The sequence below is a fragment of the Meiothermus granaticius NBRC 107808 genome (genome assembly GCF_003574355.1).
Taxonomy (GTDB): domain Bacteria; phylum Deinococcota; class Deinococci; order Deinococcales; family Thermaceae; genus Meiothermus; species Meiothermus granaticius.
The window spans coordinates 16515-33145 of the sequence record NZ_QWLB01000012.1 but is presented as its reverse complement, the minus strand read 5'-3'; the positions used below and the strand labels follow the sequence as shown (position 1 = coordinate 33145).

At 62.3% G+C, this 16631-nt stretch carries 19 protein-coding genes; 9 read left to right on the top strand and 10 right to left on the bottom strand.

Translation table 11 applies throughout. The features are described 5' to 3' along the window. The first annotated feature begins 108 nt into the window (after positions 1–108). On the top strand, positions 109–324 hold the full coding sequence (locus Mgrana_RS05910) for a hypothetical protein (RefSeq protein ID WP_119356683.1): 216 nt from the start codon (positions 109–111) through the stop codon (positions 322–324). 3 nt (positions 325–327) lie between these two features. On the opposite strand, the gene Mgrana_RS05905 is transcribed toward Mgrana_RS05910, so the two are convergent. Beyond that, a complete protein-coding gene (locus Mgrana_RS05905; RefSeq protein WP_119356682.1) occupies positions 328–1587 on the bottom strand; it encodes a D-arabinono-1,4-lactone oxidase in 1260 nt (419 codons plus the stop codon). Positions 1588–1663: 76 nt separating this feature from the next. Here Mgrana_RS05905 and Mgrana_RS05900 point away from each other — a divergent pair, with 76 nt between their 5' ends. Together Mgrana_RS05900 and tal are read left to right on the top strand one after the other, a co-directional pair. Continuing rightward, the gene (locus tag Mgrana_RS05900) at positions 1664–2374 is read left to right on the top strand and encodes an HAD family hydrolase (RefSeq protein WP_206075055.1); all 711 of its coding nucleotides are present in this window, start codon (positions 1664–1666) and stop codon (positions 2372–2374) included. A gap of 127 nt (positions 2375–2501) precedes the next feature. After that, the gene (gene tal, locus Mgrana_RS05895; protein WP_119356681.1) at positions 2502–3587 is read left to right on the top strand and encodes a transaldolase; all 1086 of its coding nucleotides are present in this window, start codon (positions 2502–2504) and stop codon (positions 3585–3587) included. Positions 3588–3662: 75 nt separating this feature from the next. Here the strand turns inward: tal and Mgrana_RS16800 are convergent, their stop codons facing one another. The 4 genes from Mgrana_RS16800 to Mgrana_RS05875 are packed head-to-tail and all read right to left on the bottom strand — an operon-like array spanning position 3663 to position 9420. Beyond that, entirely contained in the window at positions 3663–5492 is a 1830-nt protein-coding gene (locus Mgrana_RS16800; RefSeq protein WP_170146408.1) for an efflux RND transporter periplasmic adaptor subunit, read from the bottom strand. Positions 5493–5501: 9 nt separating this feature from the next. Beyond that, positions 5502–7076 carry a DHA2 family efflux MFS transporter permease subunit gene (locus Mgrana_RS05885; protein WP_119356680.1) on the bottom strand — a complete coding sequence of 525 codons (1575 nt, stop codon included), beginning with the start codon at positions 7074–7076 and terminating at the stop codon, positions 5502–5504. Next, a complete protein-coding gene (locus Mgrana_RS05880) occupies positions 7073–8086 on the bottom strand; it encodes a TolC family protein (protein ID WP_119356679.1) in 1014 nt (337 codons plus the stop codon). The genes Mgrana_RS05885 and Mgrana_RS05880 overlap by 4 nt, the downstream gene beginning before the upstream one ends. After that, on the bottom strand, positions 8083–9420 hold the full coding sequence (locus tag Mgrana_RS05875) for a TolC family protein (RefSeq protein WP_119356678.1): 1338 nt from the start codon (positions 9418–9420) through the stop codon (positions 8083–8085). Before Mgrana_RS05875 ends, Mgrana_RS05880 begins: the two co-directional genes overlap by 4 nt. Positions 9421–9615: 195 nt before the next feature. Between Mgrana_RS05875 and Mgrana_RS05870 the strand changes: the two genes are divergently transcribed. Then, a complete protein-coding gene (locus Mgrana_RS05870; RefSeq protein ID WP_119356677.1) occupies positions 9616–10065 on the top strand; it encodes a MarR family winged helix-turn-helix transcriptional regulator in 450 nt (149 codons plus the stop codon). On the opposite strand, the gene pdxT is transcribed toward Mgrana_RS05870, so the two are convergent. Further along, positions 10040–10642 (bottom strand): pyridoxal 5'-phosphate synthase glutaminase subunit PdxT, encoded by a 603-nt coding sequence (gene pdxT, locus Mgrana_RS05865; protein ID WP_119356676.1) that lies wholly within the window; start codon positions 10640–10642, stop codon positions 10040–10042. The two genes, Mgrana_RS05870 and pdxT, sit on opposite strands and share 26 nt — an antisense overlap. 68 nt (positions 10643–10710) lie before the next feature. Beyond that, complete coding sequence (locus tag Mgrana_RS05860) at positions 10711–11865, bottom strand: deoxyguanosinetriphosphate triphosphohydrolase (protein WP_119356675.1); 1155 nt, start codon at positions 11863–11865, stop codon at positions 10711–10713. 49 nt (positions 11866–11914) lie between these two features. On the opposite strand from Mgrana_RS05860, the gene Mgrana_RS05855 reads away from it, so the two are divergent. Beyond that, complete coding sequence (locus Mgrana_RS05855; protein ID WP_119356674.1) at positions 11915–12238, top strand: hypothetical protein; 324 nt, start codon at positions 11915–11917, stop codon at positions 12236–12238. 56 nt (positions 12239–12294) lie between these two features. Continuing rightward, positions 12295–12594, top strand: a complete 300-nt coding sequence (locus Mgrana_RS05850) for a hypothetical protein (protein ID WP_119356673.1) — start codon at positions 12295–12297, stop codon at positions 12592–12594. Positions 12595–12608: 14 nt separating this feature from the next. Here Mgrana_RS05850 and Mgrana_RS05845 read toward each other — a convergent pair whose 3' ends face one another. Both Mgrana_RS05845 and Mgrana_RS05840 read right to left on the bottom strand, forming a co-directional pair. Beyond that, positions 12609–13535, bottom strand: a complete 927-nt coding sequence (locus tag Mgrana_RS05845; RefSeq protein WP_119356713.1) for an RluA family pseudouridine synthase — start codon at positions 13533–13535, stop codon at positions 12609–12611. 108 nt (positions 13536–13643) lie between these two features. Further along, the gene (locus Mgrana_RS05840; protein ID WP_119356672.1) at positions 13644–14084 is read right to left on the bottom strand and encodes a hypothetical protein; all 441 of its coding nucleotides are present in this window, start codon (positions 14082–14084) and stop codon (positions 13644–13646) included. A gap of 100 nt (positions 14085–14184) precedes the next feature. Here Mgrana_RS05840 and Mgrana_RS05835 point away from each other — a divergent pair, with 100 nt between their 5' ends. Both Mgrana_RS05835 and Mgrana_RS05830 read left to right on the top strand, forming a co-directional pair. Next, the gene (locus tag Mgrana_RS05835; RefSeq protein WP_119356671.1) at positions 14185–14676 is read left to right on the top strand and encodes an OmpH/Skp family outer membrane protein; all 492 of its coding nucleotides are present in this window, start codon (positions 14185–14187) and stop codon (positions 14674–14676) included. A gap of 20 nt (positions 14677–14696) precedes the next feature. Further along, positions 14697–15188, top strand: coding sequence for an OmpH/Skp family outer membrane protein (locus Mgrana_RS05830; RefSeq protein WP_119356670.1), 492 nt, complete (start codon positions 14697–14699; stop codon positions 15186–15188). A gap of 53 nt (positions 15189–15241) precedes the next feature. Here the strand turns inward: Mgrana_RS05830 and Mgrana_RS05825 are convergent, their stop codons facing one another. Continuing rightward, complete coding sequence (locus tag Mgrana_RS05825; protein ID WP_119356669.1) at positions 15242–15829, bottom strand: UbiX family flavin prenyltransferase; 588 nt, start codon at positions 15827–15829, stop codon at positions 15242–15244. Between the two features lie 77 nt (positions 15830–15906). Between Mgrana_RS05825 and Mgrana_RS05820 the strand changes: the two genes are divergently transcribed. Further along, positions 15907–16614, top strand: coding sequence for an alpha/beta hydrolase (locus Mgrana_RS05820; RefSeq protein WP_119356668.1), 708 nt, complete (start codon positions 15907–15909; stop codon positions 16612–16614). Positions 16615–16631 lie beyond the last annotated feature (17 nt).

Sequence of the window (16631 nt, the reverse complement as noted above, 5' to 3'; positions counted from 1 at the left end):
CTTACCGTCACGAAATAACGGGTATATGTGTAAGGCGTAACGCTGACATAACCCCTTCCGTTCTAGAATTAGTTCCATAATCTGAGGTAGGAACTGGAGGTAACGAGAATGCTCTGGGAACACATCGATGAATACGCGGACTTCCACCTCGGGGACGCGGTCATCTGGCTCACCGAGGATCGCACAGAGGACGGGGTGATCACCGAGATCGCGGTGTCGCCTGAAGGCCCGGTATTCTGGCTTTCCTGTGCCCCCTTTTGGGTGCGCCCCGAGGAGGTTCGGCACAACACGGACTTTTTCTCGAGGGGCCTGGCCAAGGTCTGAGCTTTAGTGCATCCCCCTGAGGGTCTGCTCCAAGAAGGCATTCTGGAACTTGCCCTCGGGGTCGTAGGTTTTCATCAACCTCTGAAACTCGGGAAGCCTGGGGTACAAAGGCCCAAGCGCCTCCGGGGGTAGGGTGAAGAGCTTGCCCCAGTGGGGGCGCGGCGAAAAGGGGCGCAGCTGGGCCTCGATTCGCGGCAATACCTCGCGCACCGCGGGCCAGTCCTTGACCCAGGTGAAGTGCAGCCCCACACAGGGCTGCTGATAGTAAGGGCTCATCCAAAGGTGGTCGGCGGCGATGGTTCGCACCTCGGAGGTCTGTAGAACCGGTGCGATCTGGTCGCCTAGCTCAAAGAGGGCCCCCATGGCCTCCAGGGCATGCTGGCGAGGCACCAGGTACTCGCTTTGCAGCTCCTCTCCGTTGCTGGGGGTGTGACCCAGGCGAAAGTGCGGCAAGCGCTCGAGCCAAGGCCCCGGCACATCGAGTTGCGGGGTGGTGTTTTGAGGGGGGCAGCCGGGGAGCATGTGGAGTGGCTCGGTCGCGGCCTTGGCCCCAAACCAGATGGGCTCAGCAGGGGCTGAATCCGCCAGGCTCTTGCGCCACACCTGAGCAAAGCGCCTCCCGCGCCAGTCGGTGAAGAGGCTTAGGCTGTAGGCGCTCGAGGTGATGGCTTCGAAGTGTTGCTCGAGCTGGGAGAACGGCAGGTCAAGGTAGACCCTTTGGCGCAGCGCGAAGCTGGGCACCAGATCCAGGGTTAAGCGGGTGACCACCCCCAGGGCCCCCAAGCCCACCACCGCGCCCTCGAAGGCCCAGTCCTGCCCCCGGCGCAACCACACCACACTGCCATCGGCCAGCACCATTTCCAAGGCCCGCACCGCTGAGGCCAGGCTGGGGTTGGTGTCCCCCGAGCCATGGGTGGCGGTAGCACAGGCCCCAATGAGCGAGATATGGGGCAAGGAGGCCAGGTTGAACAGGGCATATCCGGCGGCCTCGAGCGGCAGGGCCAGCTCGCCATACCGCATCCAAGCGTTCACGGTGACGGTGCGCTCCTGCGGGTTGATCGAGACCTCAGGCGGCATCGCCTCGAGCGAGAGCAGCTCGCCCGAGGTATCGGCGATGGAATTGAAGGAGTGCCGCGAGCCCAGCACCTTCAGCTTGGAGGAGCGCCTCACCCCCTCTTGGAGTTCCTCGAGCGACCTTGGCCGGAGCAAGCGGGTCGCCGAGTAGGTGAGGTTGCCGGCCCAGTTGGTTTCAGCAATGCCCATGGGCTCTCATTCTACAAGGTTAGGCCACCCCATCCGCCCGCCGGGCGCGGTAAGCTGCAGGGGTGGAGGTCTTGACTTGAGCCAACCCGCTGAGCCATCCCCCCCCAACCCCGCCACTGGCACGATATTCCTGCTGGATGTAGACGATACCCTGCTGGACAATGACCAAGTAGAGCACGACCTCCGCCGGCACCTCGAGCGCGAGTTTGGCCGGGAGCGCAGCGAGGAGTACTGGCAGATTTTCGAAGCCCTGCGCCAGGAACTGGGCTATGCCGATTACCTGGGGGCCCTGCAGCGCTACCGCCTAAAGCATCCCCATCAGCCACACCTGCTGTGGGTCTCCTCCTTCTTGCTGGACTATCCCTTTCACCAGCGGCTATACCCCGGAGCCTTGGAGGTCATCCAGCATCTACGCCCATACGGGCCCTGTGTCTTGCTCACCGATGGCGACGTGGTGTTCCAGCCGCACAAAATCGAGCGCTCCGGGCTGGCCCAGGCGGTAGACGGACACGTGCTGATCTACATCCACAAGGAACAGGAGCTGGCCGATGTAGAGCGGCGCTACCCCGCCCGGCACTATGTGTTGGTAGATGACAAGCTGCGCATTCTGGCGGCAGCCAAAGCCATCTGGGGGGAGCGGGTCACCACGGTGTTCCCCCGCCAGGGGCATTACGCCCTCGACCCCCAGGCAACCCAGTATCCTCCGGCCGATCTAAGCCTGGAGCACATCCGCGAGCTGCTCGAGCTGCCCCTAGCTCGGCTTACCCCTGCGGCCCCAGGCGGGTAGAGCGGTGCCGAACCCTTGCACCGCTCGATACTGGGCTTGCGGCACTGGCCGCACAATCTAATCCAGTCAGGCGACCTAAGCTGGGGCAAGGTCGGGCCGCAGTTTCAAAAGCCCCAAGGAGGACCCTATGAAGGCAACCCAAGCCCTACACAACCTCGGCCAAAGCCTTTGGCTCGATACCATCACTCGAGCCCTGCTCGACTCCGGTACCCTCGAGCGCTACATCCGCGAGCTCTCGGTCACCGGGCTCACCTCTAACCCCACCATCTTTGAGGCCGCAATCAAAGGCAGTGCCGATTACGACAGCAGCATTCGGCAAAAAACCCAGGCCGGGCTCTCCGAAGACGCCCTGTTTTTTGAGGTGGCCCTGGAAGACCTGCGCCGTGCCGCCGACCTGTTCCGCCCCATCTATGAGGCTACCGGTGGGACCGACGGGTTTGTCTCGCTCGAGGTCTCCCCGCTGCTGGCCTACGACGCCGCCCAGACCATCCGCCAGGCCAAAGCCCTCCACGCGCAAGCTGGCAAACCCAACCTGTTCATCAAAATTCCCGGAACCCCCGAAGGGCTGCCGGCCATCGAAGAGAGCATCTTCCAAGGCGTGCCGGTGAACGTGACCCTGCTGTTCTCGCGTGAGCAGTACCTGGCCGCTGCCGAGGCCTACCTACGGGGGCTCGAGCGCCGCCTGGCCGCAGGGCTCAAGCCGGACGTGCCCTCGGTGGCCTCGGTGTTTGTGAGCCGCTGGGACCGGGCCGTCGGCGATAAGGTGCCCGCCGGGCTGCACAACCACCTGGGGATTGCCATGATGGGCCGCACCTACAAAGCCTACCGGGACCTGCTCGAGTCCGAGCGCTGGCGCAAACTGGCAGCCGCCGGGGCCAAGCCACAACGGGCCCTATGGGCCAGCACCGGCACCAAAGACCCCAAGGCCTCCGATGTGCTTTACATTGAAGCCCTGGCCGCTCCCGATACGGTGAACACCATGCCCGAGGCCACCTTGCTGGCTTTTGCCGACCACGGCCAAGTTTCCAAGACGATGCCCCGCGATGGCGGCGACGCCGAGGCGGTGTTGGCGCAATTTTCCCAGGCCGGGATTGACCTAGAGGCCCTGGCGGTGCAGCTGCAAAAGGAGGGGGCCGAGGCCTTCGTGAAATCCTGGAAAGGACTCTTGGAGCAAATTCGGCAGAAGAGCGCACAGCTCGAGAAAAGCAGCTAATCCGCCCTAAAAACAGGCCTCCCACACACTCATGTGGGAGGCTTTCCAATCTGGGTTGGGGTGCAATTCGCGAGCTTAGCTGCCCTCGCTCACGGTAGCCCCGTCCCACAGGGCCCCCACCGGCGAGACAATCACCGGGGTACCCAGCTCGAGGCCCCCCGTAATCACCTGGTACGGTGTGCCCGAGGCATCCTTGCCGGAGAGCCCGAGCTGGACCGGGGTTCGGACTGCTTTGCCCTCAACCACACGGTACACGTAGTTCTGGTTGCCGATCTGGGCGATGGCCGAAAGCGGGACCACCGGCACAACGGGCCGGTACTGCACCTGAAGGGTTCCGGTAGCGATCATCCCCACCCGCAGGCGTCCCTGGGGATCAAACACCCGCACCTCGAGGGGAAAGAACTGCCCGGTGGCAATCGAAGCTGGGCCTACCGCGCTGATCTTGCCTTCAAAAGACTCTCCCGGCAGGGCATCGGCGCTTACACGAACCGCCTGCCCAACCTTGATCAAATCGGTCTCGCTGCCAGGCAAGGTGGCCATCAGCTTCAAGGGGCCCGCATCCACAATGGACATCACCGACTGGCCCGGAGCCACCACCTCGCCCACGTTGACCGAGCGGCTGGCCAGGGTGCCGTCCACCGGGCTGGTGATCACGGTTTTGGCCAGCTGGAGCTGAAGGTTCTGTACCTGGGACTGGGCGGCCTGAAGGGCCGCAGTGCTGGCGGTTTGGTAGGCCACCTGAGCGTTGGTGAACTGGGTCTGGGCGTTATTGAGGTCCTGCCTCGAGGCCCCCCCAACCTGGTACAAAGCCCGAATGCGGTCCAGGGTAGAAGCTGCCAGGTCAAGGTTGGCCTTGCTTTGCCGAACGGTGTTTTGAGCCTGTAGGAGCGCGGCCTGGGCCTGCTCGAGCTGCGTGCGCAGGGTGCTGTCATCCAAACGCAGGAGCACCTGTCCCTTCTTCACCGCCTGGCCCACATCCGCTCCCACATAGGTTGCGGTGCCGGAAAGCTGGGGGATGATGTTGAGGGTCGAGCCCGCGGTGAGCGTGCCCACCAGACTCAGCGAGAGGCTCAGCGGTCGTTCATCGGCCTTAACGGTCTTTACCGCAATCGGGTTGAGGGGTGGATCCCCCAGGGTGATCTTGACCGAGGCGCTCATCCCCGGCAGCAATTCAACCGGCGGCTTCTCGACAGGGTAAATCTTGACTGGAACCACCTGGACTACCTTGGTGAAGTTGCCGGTATCGGCGTTGGAGTTGGGCAAGATCGAAAAGGTCGAGGCCGTAGCCTGGCCAATCTCCTGTACCCGGCCCTGGAAGCTGCGCCCTGAAGCATCCAGCCGCACCGTAACCCGCTGTCCCAGCTTAACCCGCCCGATCTGGGTTTCTTTGACATTGGCCGAGATGTAAGCGCTGCTGGTATCCGCCACCACCGCCAGGCTCTGGCCGGCGCTCACCAACTGTCCCACGAGGGCATTCGACTGGATAATGCGTCCGCTAATCGGCGCGCGCACCAGAGCCCGACTCGCCGTGAGCGGGGCCACCTGGCTCAGCGAGTTGAGATTTACCGCGTTTGACTGCGCCACGGTATCGGTATCCAGGCGGCCAATGATCTGCCCCGCCTGTACCACACTCCCTACCCCCACGCTCCAATCCAAGATGCGTCCGGGGATCTGCGGGGTGACCTGGGCGGTGTTGGCTGCGACTCGAGCATTGTCGGTGTTGACAAAATGGCTGCCTTCGTACACGTAGTAAAACACAATCCCAGCAGCCCCCAGTACCATTAGCGCCAGAACCGCAAACACCACAAAGCGACGGCGAAGCGGCGGGCGCTGGGTTGCTGCGGGGGGTTGTGGGGTGGTCTGTGGAGGCTGCGCAGCAGCTTGAGAATTGGCGTTCTCACTCATACCTTCTCCTTACTCTGCAATAGCAGGCGGCTGACCTCGCCCCGCCACCTTACCCTTCTTCAAGAAAAAGGCCGGAATGACGGTCAGCAGCAAAATGAACGACAAAAACACAAACACGTCGTTCAGGCTCTGGACAAACACCTGTTTACCTTCCTGGTTGAGCAGCAAAGCCTGTAGCCCAGTACCGGCTAAGCTGGGGGGGATTCCGCTGGCCACCAGCGCCGTCTGGGTTTGCTGCAGGCTCGCTTGCACCAGGGGATCGTTGCTGTTGATCAAATCGGCATAATGCGCGGAATGCAGATCGCTGGCATGGGTTGCGACCAGCACGGTCATGGTTACCCCAAAGCTGCTGGCGACATTGCGGATGACGTTGCTGATCGCTGCCGCTTGCCCAGCCTGATGCGGGGGAATTTCCGAGATCGAAGCGCTTTGTACCGGGACCAGAGCGAAAGCCTGTCCCACTGAGCGCAAGCTGTTCCACAGGATGATGGTGCCGATGGCCATATCGAGGCTGAGGTGACGAAAGAGCGAGGTGGCGTAGGCCACGATCAACAGGCCAACTGGCACCATTACCCGCGGGCCAACCCGGTCGTAGAGGGCTCCCGCAATCGGCAGCAACGCCCCCGCCACCAAGGCCGGCGGGAACAAGGCCAGGCCTGCCTCAAAAGCCCCCAAGCCGCGCACCGCCTGCAAAAAGAGCGGAAGATAGAAAAGGCTTCCGAACAGTCCTACGGTGATGGCCACCGTGATCAGATTGCCCAGCGTAAAGGAGGGGTACTTGAACAGGCGCAGGTTAAGCAGGGGATGTTCTGTGGTGAGTTGATGCCAGACAAACAGCCCTAAGCTACCGATACAGGTATAGAAGAGCAGCACGATCGGAAGCGAGGTCCAGCCCCAGCTCTGGCCCTCGGTAAGGGCCAGCAGCAGGCAAACCAGCCCCGTAGCAATCAGCCCAGCCCCCAGCCAATCAAAAGGCCCGACCTTGAAACGGGGTAGGTTGGGGACCAGGAAATATGCCATGAAAATGCCCAAGATGCCCACCGGCAGATTGATGGTGAAGATCCAGCGCCAATCTATATACTCCACCAGATAGCCACCCAGGGTGGGGCCGATGGCCGGGGCCAGCAGCACGGTCAGTCCGAAGATGCCGCTGGCCGTACCCAGCCGCTCCCGTGGAACCAGTTGGATCAAGACCGCGTTGACCGCCGGCATGATCAAACCGCCCCCAATGGCCTGAATCACCCGGAATGCGATCATCGCATCTAGGTTCCAAGCAAACGCACAGAGCACTGAGCCCAAGGTGAAGATGGCCAGCGCCGCGATATAAACCCGCTTGAGTCCATAGCGGGCTCCCAGCCAGCCCGACAAGGGGGTCACCACCGCCAGGGTTAGCGAGTAGATCGTGCTTACCCATTCAATCCCGGTCTGGTCGGTGCCGAAGACGTTAATCATCTTCGAGATGGCCACGTTGACGATGCTGGTGTCGAGGATGGCCATAAACGCCCCGATCACCACCGTCAACAGGGGAACAATCCAAGCATTGCCCTTAGCCTGGGTAGGCAACGCCGGAGCCTGGGTGCTCATCCCCGACCTCCGGTTCCTGGTCCGGCCAAGAGGGTGTAGTACGCGCTCAGGTAAGCGTCTCGAGCCTGCTGCGCGGCCAGTTCGGCCTGGGCTGCGCTGAGATCGCTTTGCAGGTAGGCCACCTGGCTGATCAGGCCATTTTTATACCGGGTGGTATCGGTGGCCAACTGGGTTTGAGCGTTCTTGGCTGCATCCTCCTTGACCGCCCGGTTTTTGGCCGCCTGCACAACCTGGTTATAGAGCGACTGGGCCTGGATGCGAAATATGCGTAAAGTGCTGTCTCGAGCCGCCTGGGCCTGGGCCACAGCGGTCTTGGCCTGATTGATCTGTGAAATCGAGGCGTAAAGGGGGTCCAGAAGGTCTACCTGGAGCTGGGCCGCCTCTACCGCCTGGTTGGCCTGAACCAGGCCTGGATTGGCCTGGACCACCTGTTCAACCAACCCGCTGTCTGGGGGTTTGGGCAAGGCCGACGGGGCCACCGGGGCGATTTCCTTGTACTCCCCGACCAGGCTCTTGAGGTTGGTGGTAGCCAGCTCGAGGCCATCCTGGGCAACCCTTAGGGCCTGCTCCGCGGTTTGCTGCCGGTTTTGCGCGTCCAATAGGGCTTGTTGGGTGGCTCCCCCTTTCTTGAGCTGGGTTTGGGCCACCAAAACACCTTTCTCAGCCAGATCCACCCCTTTTTGAGCCACGCTCACACCCATCTGGGCATCAAGCACCTGGGCATACGCGCTCGCGATCTGGGCTCTAGCCTGGGCCAAGGCCTGATTGAGGTTGGCCTGGGCCAGATCCGCGGCCTGCTGGGCCCTGAGCAATACCGGCTTGGTGCTCATAGGGTCTACTTTAGCCCGCTCGAGGTCGGCTTTTGCGGTCTCGAGCACCGCCTTGGCCGAGATCACCGCAGGCTGAAGATCGGCTTTGGCTAAAGCCGATTCCAAAGTAAGGGTTTGGGCCAGAGCCAAGGTCCCTCCAAGCCAGGCCAGGATCACGAATAGCAACTGTTTAACCTTCATAACGAGACCTCCACCAACGGCTGGGCATAAAAGATGTAAAAGTTGAGGACGCTGGCCAGCAAACCCAACCGGGCCTGGTCCAAGGCCAGCGCGGCTTGGTATTGAGCTAGCGCGGCCTGTGCCGTGGCCAAGGGCGTTCCCAGGCCCGAGGCTTCACGGCTCTGGGCGTCCTGCAACGAACGCTGAGCCAGGGCAAAGGCGTTCTGGGCCAGCTCTACCTGGCGTTGGGCCTGAGCATGGGCCAACCGGAGGCTTTCGAGCTGCAGAGCGGCCTGGCGTTGGGCGGCCTCGAGGGCGGCTTGGGCTTGGGTAACCCCTTGCTGGGCGGCATCCAAGGTGGGCAGCGTGCCCGCCGAAAAGTTGACGGCCAGCCCGATATTGAACTGATCGTTGATGCGGTTGTAGGGCTCAACCGTTTGGGAAGGGTTTTGATAGGTCACGCTGGCGCTTGGCTGAAACGACCGGCTGTTGACCCCCAGGGTGAGGCTGGCGGTACTGCTGAGCTTGTGGGTATACCCCAGCTGCACGACCGGGTAGGCATTCCACTGGGCGTTGTCCAGCCCTGCCTGGGCCTTCTGCAGCGCCAGCTCAGCCTGGGCCACACTGGCCGCTTTGCCATCCGCTGGCAAGCCTGGCAACGGCAGGTCTGGAGCCTCCTCTATCCCCACCAAATCTTTGAGGGCGTGCCGGGCTGCCATGAGGTTTTCCTCAGCCTGTAGGCGATTGGCCTGGGCTTGGGCCACACTCTGCTTGGCCTGATCGAGCTCGAGCCCGGTTACTCCCCCTTTTTCCAGACGAATTTGGGTGGCCTGCAGGCTCAAGTTGGCCACCTCTTCCCCCTGCTTGGCCACCTCGAGGGCATTTTGGGCCAGCCTGACCCGGTAAGCCGCCTGTACCGCCTGGGCCTCTAGGCTGGCCAGGGTTTGCCGCTGGCTCAGTTGGGCCTGGGCTAAGCCACTGCTGGCCTGGGCCACTCGAGTGCCCACATCCCCCAACAGTACCGGGGTAAAGCTGAGCCCCACGCTGGCCTGCGAGGCGGAAGTGGGTAAGGGGAAACAAGCCGGATTGGGCTGGTAGCTGGGGTCTATAGGGTTACAGGGCCCGGGGGCATCCGGCGGGCTTACGTTGAGCAACGAATAACCCACACTGGCCTGCACCCCAACCGGGTTCTTGAGCGCCTCAACCTGATCGGCTGCAGCCCGTACCCCCGCAAGGGCCTGCTGTAAGCCCGGATAGGTTTTGAGTGGGGCCAAAAATGCCGCCAAGGGGCTGGTTTGCTGGGCTAGGGCGGTAGCCCCCACCACGGCAAGCACCAGCAGCCCTAAGCGCCGCATGGCCCACCCCGCTCGAGGTATGAATGTGGCTTGATCCCAATCATCGCTTCCTTTCACTTTCGTCAACCCTGACCTGTACCGTAGCTGGATCGCGCTAAGTCCACGCTGGATTCAGCGTGAAGCACCCAAAGAGCTTATACCCTTTATTTGCATAATGCAACTACCGCAAAAAGCAATTTATGCTAGACTGCAAGCATGACCTCGAGCCCCGACCCTGACCCCCTACGCCTGATGAACGCCTTCTGGCAGCTACGAACCCTGCTGGCAGTGCGATTTGGGCGGCGGGTCGAGGGGGAGACGGGGATCAACCCCAAGGATTTCTTCGCCCTAATGGCCATCGATTCAGGGTTCTCCTACCCCAGCGACCTGGCCCAACACTTCATGCAGCCCACCTACAGCGTCAGCCGGATTGTGGAGGGGCTCACCAGTGCAGGGCTCATCGAGCGGGAGTTTGACGAGAGCGATGCCCGCCGTACTCGGCTCTCCCTAACCCCCAAGGGGCAGGAAAAACTCCAAGCGGCCAAAGAGGTCTGGCGGAATGAAATTCGAGCGGTGCTCCGCCGACTGCCCCTCGAGCACCAGGAGCAGCTCATTCAGCATTTGGAAACCCTGGCCCGCCTCAGCCGTGAGGAACCAGAAGGTTAGCTCCAGCCATCGCGATGAAGAGCTGGTGGATCCGGGGATCGTGGGTTAGCTCTGGGTGAAAGGTGCCTGCCAGCAGTTGTCCCTGCCGGGCCAGCACAATTTCCTGATCATGCTGGGCCAACACCTCCACCCCCTCTCCCACGCTCAAAATCACCGGGGCGCGAATGAAAAAGGCGTGGAAGGGGCGATCCAGGCCCTTGACCTCCAAGTCCTCTTCAAAGCTGTCCACCTGGCGGCCATAGGCATTGCGCTGCACGGTTATGTCCATCAGGCCAAGCCGGGGCTGGTCGGGGTACTGAGGGATCTCCTTGGCGATCCAGATAGCCCCGGCACAGGTTCCCCACAGGGCCAGGCTGCCTTCTTGGACCCGCTGACGCACCGCGCTCTCCAGGCCATATTCCCGGGCCAGCATGCCAATGGTGGTGGACTCGCCCCCCGGTACGATCAAGCCGCTGAGGCCCTCGAGGTGCCTGGGCAACCGCACCTCGACCGCCTCCACCCCCAGCGTCTGCAGCATAGCCTTGTGTTCCCGAAAATCTCCCTGTATCGCCAGAACCCCGATTTTCACATCCCTCATCGTCTGGGGATCAAGGGCTCAAGTCAAGGGCGTGGGTCTCTATCTTCTTCGGCTCGCTGAGTCCAGTCTCATACCCGGCGATGATCGGGCTCAAACAGCCGGGCATACTCGTCTAGGGCGTAGCGGTCGGTCATCCCCGCCAGATAATCACACACCGCGCGATGGATCCCCTCCACCTCGGCAGCCTTGCGGGCCTGGGGGGGCAGCATCAGGGGGTCTTCGACATAGCTCACGAACAGTCGCTCGAGCACAAACTTGCTCTTCCCCACCTGACGCACCACATAATGGTGGTGGTACAGATGGTCGTAAAGAAAGCTCCGCAACTCCTCCAGCCGCAAGGACAAGTCCGCGGAGTAGGCCGCCAGGGGGGCCGGGTGGCTGCGCACGGCCTCGAGGCTCTCAATTCCGTTCTTCTCGAGCAGCTGGTGTGTGGCCGTGATGGTGTCTTGAATGAGCAATCCCAGCAACTCGCGGATGAACACCCGGCGCTCCCGCTCCGCAAACCGATCGGGGTGGAAGCCCAGCTCACCCATCAGGTCTCGGAGCAGCGGCACCTCAGGCAACTGCCCCGGTCTCAGCAACCCCGAGCGCAGCCCATCGTCAAGGTCATGGGCGTTGTAGGCGATCTCATCGGCCAGGTTGACGATCTGGGCCTCGAGGCTAGGCCGTAGGCTCGGTTCGTAGCCCTGAGCATCGGGGAGATCGTAGCGGGTCTCGTGTTTGACAATCCCCTCCCGGGTCTCCCAGGTCAGGTTCAGGCCGCGAAACCCAGGGTACCGCTCTTCGAGGTAGGTCACCACCCGCAGGCTCTGCTTGTTGTGGTCGAACCCGCCCGCGCCCTCCATGAGGCCCTGCAACACCCGCTCTCCGGAGTGTCCAAAAGGCGGGTGGCCCAGATCGTGGGCAAAGGCGATGGTCTCGGCCAGATCAGGGTTGAGCCCCAGGGCTCGAGCGATGCTGCGGGCCACCTGGGCCACCTCCAGGGTATGGGTCAGGCGGGTGCGGTAGTAGTCGCCCTCGTAGTTGACGAACACCTGGGTTTTGTACTGCAGGCGCCGAAACGCGGTAGTGTGGTTGACCCGGTCACGGTCCTTCTGGAAAGCGGTGCGGTGCAGCGACTCCCGCTCGGGGTATTCGCGTCCCCGGCTCCTTCCAGACTGGGCGGCATAGGGCGCGAGTTGGGCGGCCTCGAGGCGCTCGAGTTGGGTGCGGTCAAACAGCATGCCCTCAGTCTAAATCTCGGCTGCCCATTGCACCTGAGATAATAGGGGCATGAAGCGCCTTCTTGCCCTCTCCGGGGGCCTCCTGGTCCTCACCCTGGGCTGCGCCCCTACCCGCAACACCGGGCCGCTGGTTGAGTCCAAATCGAGCTACACCCTCACCGTGGACAACAGCCGCTGTCCGGGCACCTACCGCAGCCTTTTCATCTACCGCAACAGCGTGATTCTGGGGCAGGTTCAGGGGGAGCCTCGAGCCTTCCTCGAGGTGCCCGCGGGCAGCGCCGATTACAAAGCGGTGCCCGTGCTGGGCAACAGCCGTCCCATCCAGAAAACCCTAAAGCTCCAAAGCAACGAGCTCTGGATCATCTGCCCTTAGTCGGTTCTAGGAAAACTCTAACCTTTGCCGCGCATGCTTGAAACCAGAGGTTGAACGTGTCTCGAGCCCTTGCCCTATGCCTAGGCCTGGCCTTGCTGGCCGCCTGCGCCCCTACCCAAACCACCGCGGGCCGGCGCTACACCCTGATCGTGCAAAACCAGTGCAAAGGGAGCAATGAGGCCGTATATCTGTACGTAAACGGGCAGTACTGGGGGGTGGTGCAGGGCAGCCGGGCCATCCAAGACCTAGCCCCAGGCAACTATTCGCTGCGTGCGGTGGGCACCCAGCCGGGGGGTCTACCGCTGACCCGTCAGCTCCAGCTCGACCGGGACCAGGTCTGGACCCTGTGCCCTTGAGGGGGTTTGAGCGGTTACTCCCCGGCTCGAGCCCGCTGGATGGCCTCCGGCCACTCCCCTCCTAAGGCCTCCCAAGCCTGCACCATGTCGGGGGGTACAGGGGCCACCCAGTGCAGGTATTTACCGGTGCGGGGGTGTTGGAGGCGCAGTTCGTAGGCATGGAGGGCCTGTCGAGCGATGAGCGGACTCGGCCGGCCATAGGTTAGGTCTCCCAGGATGGGCGCATGCAGGTGCTTGAGGTGCACCCGGATCTGGTGGGTTCTGCCGGTATGCAACACCGCGCTCACCAAAGCGGCATCCCCGGCTCGAGCCAGCACCTCGAACTCGGTCTCGGCATACCGCGCCGCCACCCCCCCCACATGCATCCGGGTGCGCTCTACCGGGTGTCGCCCGATGGGGGCCGAGATCCTCCCCTCTTTGGGAACCCCTTCGGTGAGGGCCAGATAGCGCTTATACACGCTGCGCCGGGCAAAGGCTTCTGCCAGTCGGCGATGGGCTGCTTCGTGACGGGCAATCACAATCACCCCGCTGGTGTCCTTGTCCAGGCGGTGCACGATGCCCGGACGCACCAGCTCAGGCTTATCGGCTTCTGGGACCTCGAGCCCATATCGCCCCAACACCGCATTGACCAGGGTTCCGCTGAAAACGCCCGGAGCGGGGTGGGTAATCATCCCAGCGGGCTTATTGACCACAATCAGGTCGGAATCCTCGTAGAGGACCTCGAGCGGAATCGCCTCGGCCGCAACCGTGGCTGGGCGTTCCGGTGGGGGGTCTACCTCTACGATCTCCCCTTTCAGCTTGTAGGCCGGCTTGGTCTGGGGCTTGCCATCCACCCGCACCCATCCCCCCTCAATCCACTCCTGGGCCTTAGCCCGACTGGTCTGGGCCTCAAAGGCCACCGCCTGGTCCAGACGAACCCCCTGGGCAGAAAACCGCAACACAAGAGCATTGTCAAAGACCGGTGGGCCAAAATCAAATGGAGCGGCCCGGCCAGTCCAGAGAATGTTAGAACAGGGGGCCACCCTTGGCCCCCCGTCTCGAGCAAATCCTCAACGGAAGGACGCGCCGAAGAGCAGCCGGCTACGGGGCGGGCTATCAAAGGGGAAAATCCCCTGCCCACCGATAAATAGGCCGGTGCTTCGGTCCAGGGCGAACTCCACCCCTGCATCGAGCGTCAGGGCAAAGCTGACCGTGCTGGGAAACTCTACCCCCAGCCCCCCCCCGAAATAGGGGCTAATCCCCCGCAGATCACGGTCAAACTGGCCTAGATCCGGCTTAAACAGCACCTCACCCCCCAGTATGAAGGAAGGCCCTCGGAACACCAGATCCCCGTAGATGTTGGCCACCAGATTGCGCTGCAGATCGGCCTCAACCCCAAACCCTAAGGAGGGGCCGGGAACCCCGATGCGCAGCTGAAAAGCGCGTTGAGCAAACGCTGAGGAAGCGGCACAAAGGGCGAGCAGGACAAGCACGATAGATAGTCGCTTCATTCGATAACCTCCAGAGCGTACCCTAAAGCATAGGGCGTTAAAAATACCAGGGGGGTAGCTCTCACCTTACCCTAAGGCCCGGCCCGTACAGTACGGGCGTATGAAGCGCGGTATAGTCTTCGCCCCGGTGCTGCTGGCCTTGCTCTGCGGAGGATGGCTCATGGCCCAGAACAAGTCCGTCCCCACCGAGGTGGGCTATGTGGATAGTGACCTTCTCCTGCAAGCGCATCCAGGTTTTTCCAAGGTGAAGGAGATTCAGGGTCAGGCCCAGGCCGAGCTCAATCCGCTGAGGGAACAGCTTCAAAGCCTCGAGGCCAAGTCTCGAGCCGGCAACCTCAGCGCCAAGGAACAGCAGGATTTCCAGTCGCTGTCCAAAGCCTATCAGGACACGCTCAACCGCTGGCAAGACAAGGAGGATGCGGTCTTAGGCCCCATCACCGATCAGGTCAATCAGGCCATCGCCAAAACCGCTCAGGAGCAGGGCTTCGCTCTGGTTCTGGATAAGCGTGTGGCCGGAACCAGCGGTCTTGTAGTATATGCGGACGCTAGCCTCGATCTCACCGACGCTGTGGTCAAGGCGATGCCCAAATAAGCCCACGTAAGGAGTGATGCATGAAACGCAGTTGGTTCTTTGTACCCGTTCTCGCCGGCCTGTTGCTCGGCGGCTCGCTCGTCGCCCAAAACAAGGCCGTTCCGACCAAGATTGGCTATATTGATGCCGAAAAGGTGGTACAGGCCTACCCAACCTATAAAAACATCAAGGACATCCAAACCCAAGCGCAAAATGAGCTGAAGCCCCTTCAGGACAAGCTCACCCCCCTCCAGGCCAAGATCCAATCCGGCAGCGCCACCGCTAAAGATCAACAGGACTACCAGGTGATGCTCAAGGCCTATCAGGAGGCCGCGAAGAAGTGGCAGGACAAGTCTCAAGCTGCCCTCAAGCCCATCACCGAAGCGATTGATAAAGTGATAAGCACGGTGGCTCAACAGCAGGGCTTTGCCATGATCTTTGACAAAAAGGTTGCGGCCAGCAGCGGGCTGGTGGTCTATGCGGATGAGAGCCTGGACCTTACCGAGGCCGTGATCAAAGCGCTACCCAAATAACCCGGATTAGACCTTTACGCGGGGAGGCCATTCCCCGCGTTTTTGTCTTTCGGTCAGGATAACCCGGTGGGATCCTCTTTCCAGCGGGGGGCTCGAGGGAACTCCAGGCCGAACAAATCCAGAATGCGTTGGGTGAGAAACCCCAGCAGATCCTCTATGGAGGTCGGTTTGTGATAAAAACCGGGGCTGGCCGGAAGAATGGTGGCCCCAGCCTGGGCCGCTCTGAGCATGGCCTCGAGGCTCGGCAGGGGCAGCGGAGCCTCCCGCGGCACCAGCACCAAGGGGCGGCGTTCCTTGAGGGTGACATAGGCCGCGCGGGTCAGGAGGTTATCGGCCAGTCCATACGCAATCTTGGACAAAGAGGTAGCACTGCAGGGCACCACCACCATCCCCAAGGTGCGAAACGAACCAGAGGCCACCGCGGCGCCCAGATCACTGCTGCGGTGCACCACATGGGCCAGGGCTTCCGCCTCCTCTACGCTGAGCCCGGCTTCTTCTACCAGTACCCGTTTGGCCCCTTGGGTCATGATCAGATGGCTCTCTACCGTGGGGATCTGGGCCAGAGTCCGTAGCAGATCCAGGGCATAGGGCATCCCCGAGGCTCCCGAAAGGCCTACCACCAAGCGCTTGGGTGTGCTCACAGGCCTGAGTTTACCGGAAGAACCGGGCCGGGGGCCGCATTTGGCCGCTCAGGCGATGTACACTACCCTCAACCACCATGCCCAGTGTTCTGATCCTTCACGGCTTCACCTCCCACCCCATCTTGACCATGGGGCCCCTACCGGAGGTGCTGCGGGCCGCCGGCTACACCCTAGCCCAACCCGCCCTTCCCGGTCACGGCACCAAGCCCGAGGACCTCATCGGCGTGCGGTGGCAGGATTGGGAGCGGGTGGCTCGAGAGGCCTATCTCTCCCTGCCGGAGCCCCGCGGCATCGTGAGCCTCTCTATGGGTGGCTTGCTGGGGGCCAAGCTGGCCGCGGAGTACCCATGCGCTGCCCTCGTAGCCCTGGTTCCGGCCTTAGGCTTTGTGAACCCAGCAGCCTACCTGGCCCCCTACATCCACTGGCTAATGCCCTGGGCCGGAGGCACGGCCTCGGTCCGCGACCCAGATCAGCGCAAGCAAAGCCCCAACTACCCCCGCTTTCCCACCGTTGCCCTGGCCGAGATGGTCAAGCTCCAGCGGCAAATCCCAGCCCTGTTGCCCAAAATCAAAGCCCCTGCCCTGGTCGCGCAGGCTGCCCATGACTCCACCATCCCCGCCAGGGCGGTGCGGCACTACTACGACCTGCTGGGCAGCGCCCAGAAGGAATATCGGGTCTATGACAGCGAGCACGATCTGCTGCTGGACACCCAGGCCGAGCAGGTAGCGACCGAGGTGCGGGACTGGCTGGCCAAAACCCTACCGGGGCCGTCAAGCCAAGGCTAACCCCCTTATCCTCACAG

Bases quoted from the DNA above. Each gene is read 5' to 3' on its own strand.
- Mgrana_RS05910 (WP_119356683.1), top strand. From the start codon at position 109: ATGCTCTGGGAACACATCGATGAATACGCGGACTTCCACCTCGGGGAC.
- Mgrana_RS05905 (WP_119356682.1), bottom strand. From the start codon at position 1,587: ATGGGCATTGCTGAAACCAACTGGGCCGGCAACCTCACCTACTCGGCG.
- tal (WP_119356681.1), top strand. From the start codon at position 2,502: ATGAAGGCAACCCAAGCCCTACACAACCTCGGCCAAAGCCTTTGGCTC.
- Mgrana_RS16800 (WP_170146408.1), bottom strand. From the start codon at position 5,492: ATGAGTGAGAACGCCAATTCTCAAGCTGCTGCGCAGCCTCCACAGACC.
- Mgrana_RS05885 (WP_119356680.1), bottom strand. From the start codon at position 7,076: ATGAGCACCCAGGCTCCGGCGTTGCCTACCCAGGCTAAGGGCAATGCT.
- Mgrana_RS05880 (WP_119356679.1), bottom strand. From the start codon at position 8,086: ATGAAGGTTAAACAGTTGCTATTCGTGATCCTGGCCTGGCTTGGAGGG.
- Mgrana_RS05875 (WP_119356678.1), bottom strand. From the start codon at position 9,420: ATGCGGCGCTTAGGGCTGCTGGTGCTTGCCGTGGTGGGGGCTACCGCC.
- Mgrana_RS05870 (WP_119356677.1), top strand. From the start codon at position 9,616: ATGACCTCGAGCCCCGACCCTGACCCCCTACGCCTGATGAACGCCTTC.
- pdxT (WP_119356676.1), bottom strand. From the start codon at position 10,642: ATGAGGGATGTGAAAATCGGGGTTCTGGCGATACAGGGAGATTTTCGG.
- Mgrana_RS05860 (WP_119356675.1), bottom strand. From the start codon at position 11,865: ATGCTGTTTGACCGCACCCAACTCGAGCGCCTCGAGGCCGCCCAACTC.
- Mgrana_RS05855 (WP_119356674.1), top strand. From the start codon at position 11,915: ATGAAGCGCCTTCTTGCCCTCTCCGGGGGCCTCCTGGTCCTCACCCTG.
- Mgrana_RS05840 (WP_119356672.1), bottom strand. From the start codon at position 14,084: ATGAAGCGACTATCTATCGTGCTTGTCCTGCTCGCCCTTTGTGCCGCT.
- Mgrana_RS05835 (WP_119356671.1), top strand. From the start codon at position 14,185: ATGAAGCGCGGTATAGTCTTCGCCCCGGTGCTGCTGGCCTTGCTCTGC.
- Mgrana_RS05830 (WP_119356670.1), top strand. From the start codon at position 14,697: ATGAAACGCAGTTGGTTCTTTGTACCCGTTCTCGCCGGCCTGTTGCTC.
- Mgrana_RS05820 (WP_119356668.1), top strand. From the start codon at position 15,907: ATGCCCAGTGTTCTGATCCTTCACGGCTTCACCTCCCACCCCATCTTG.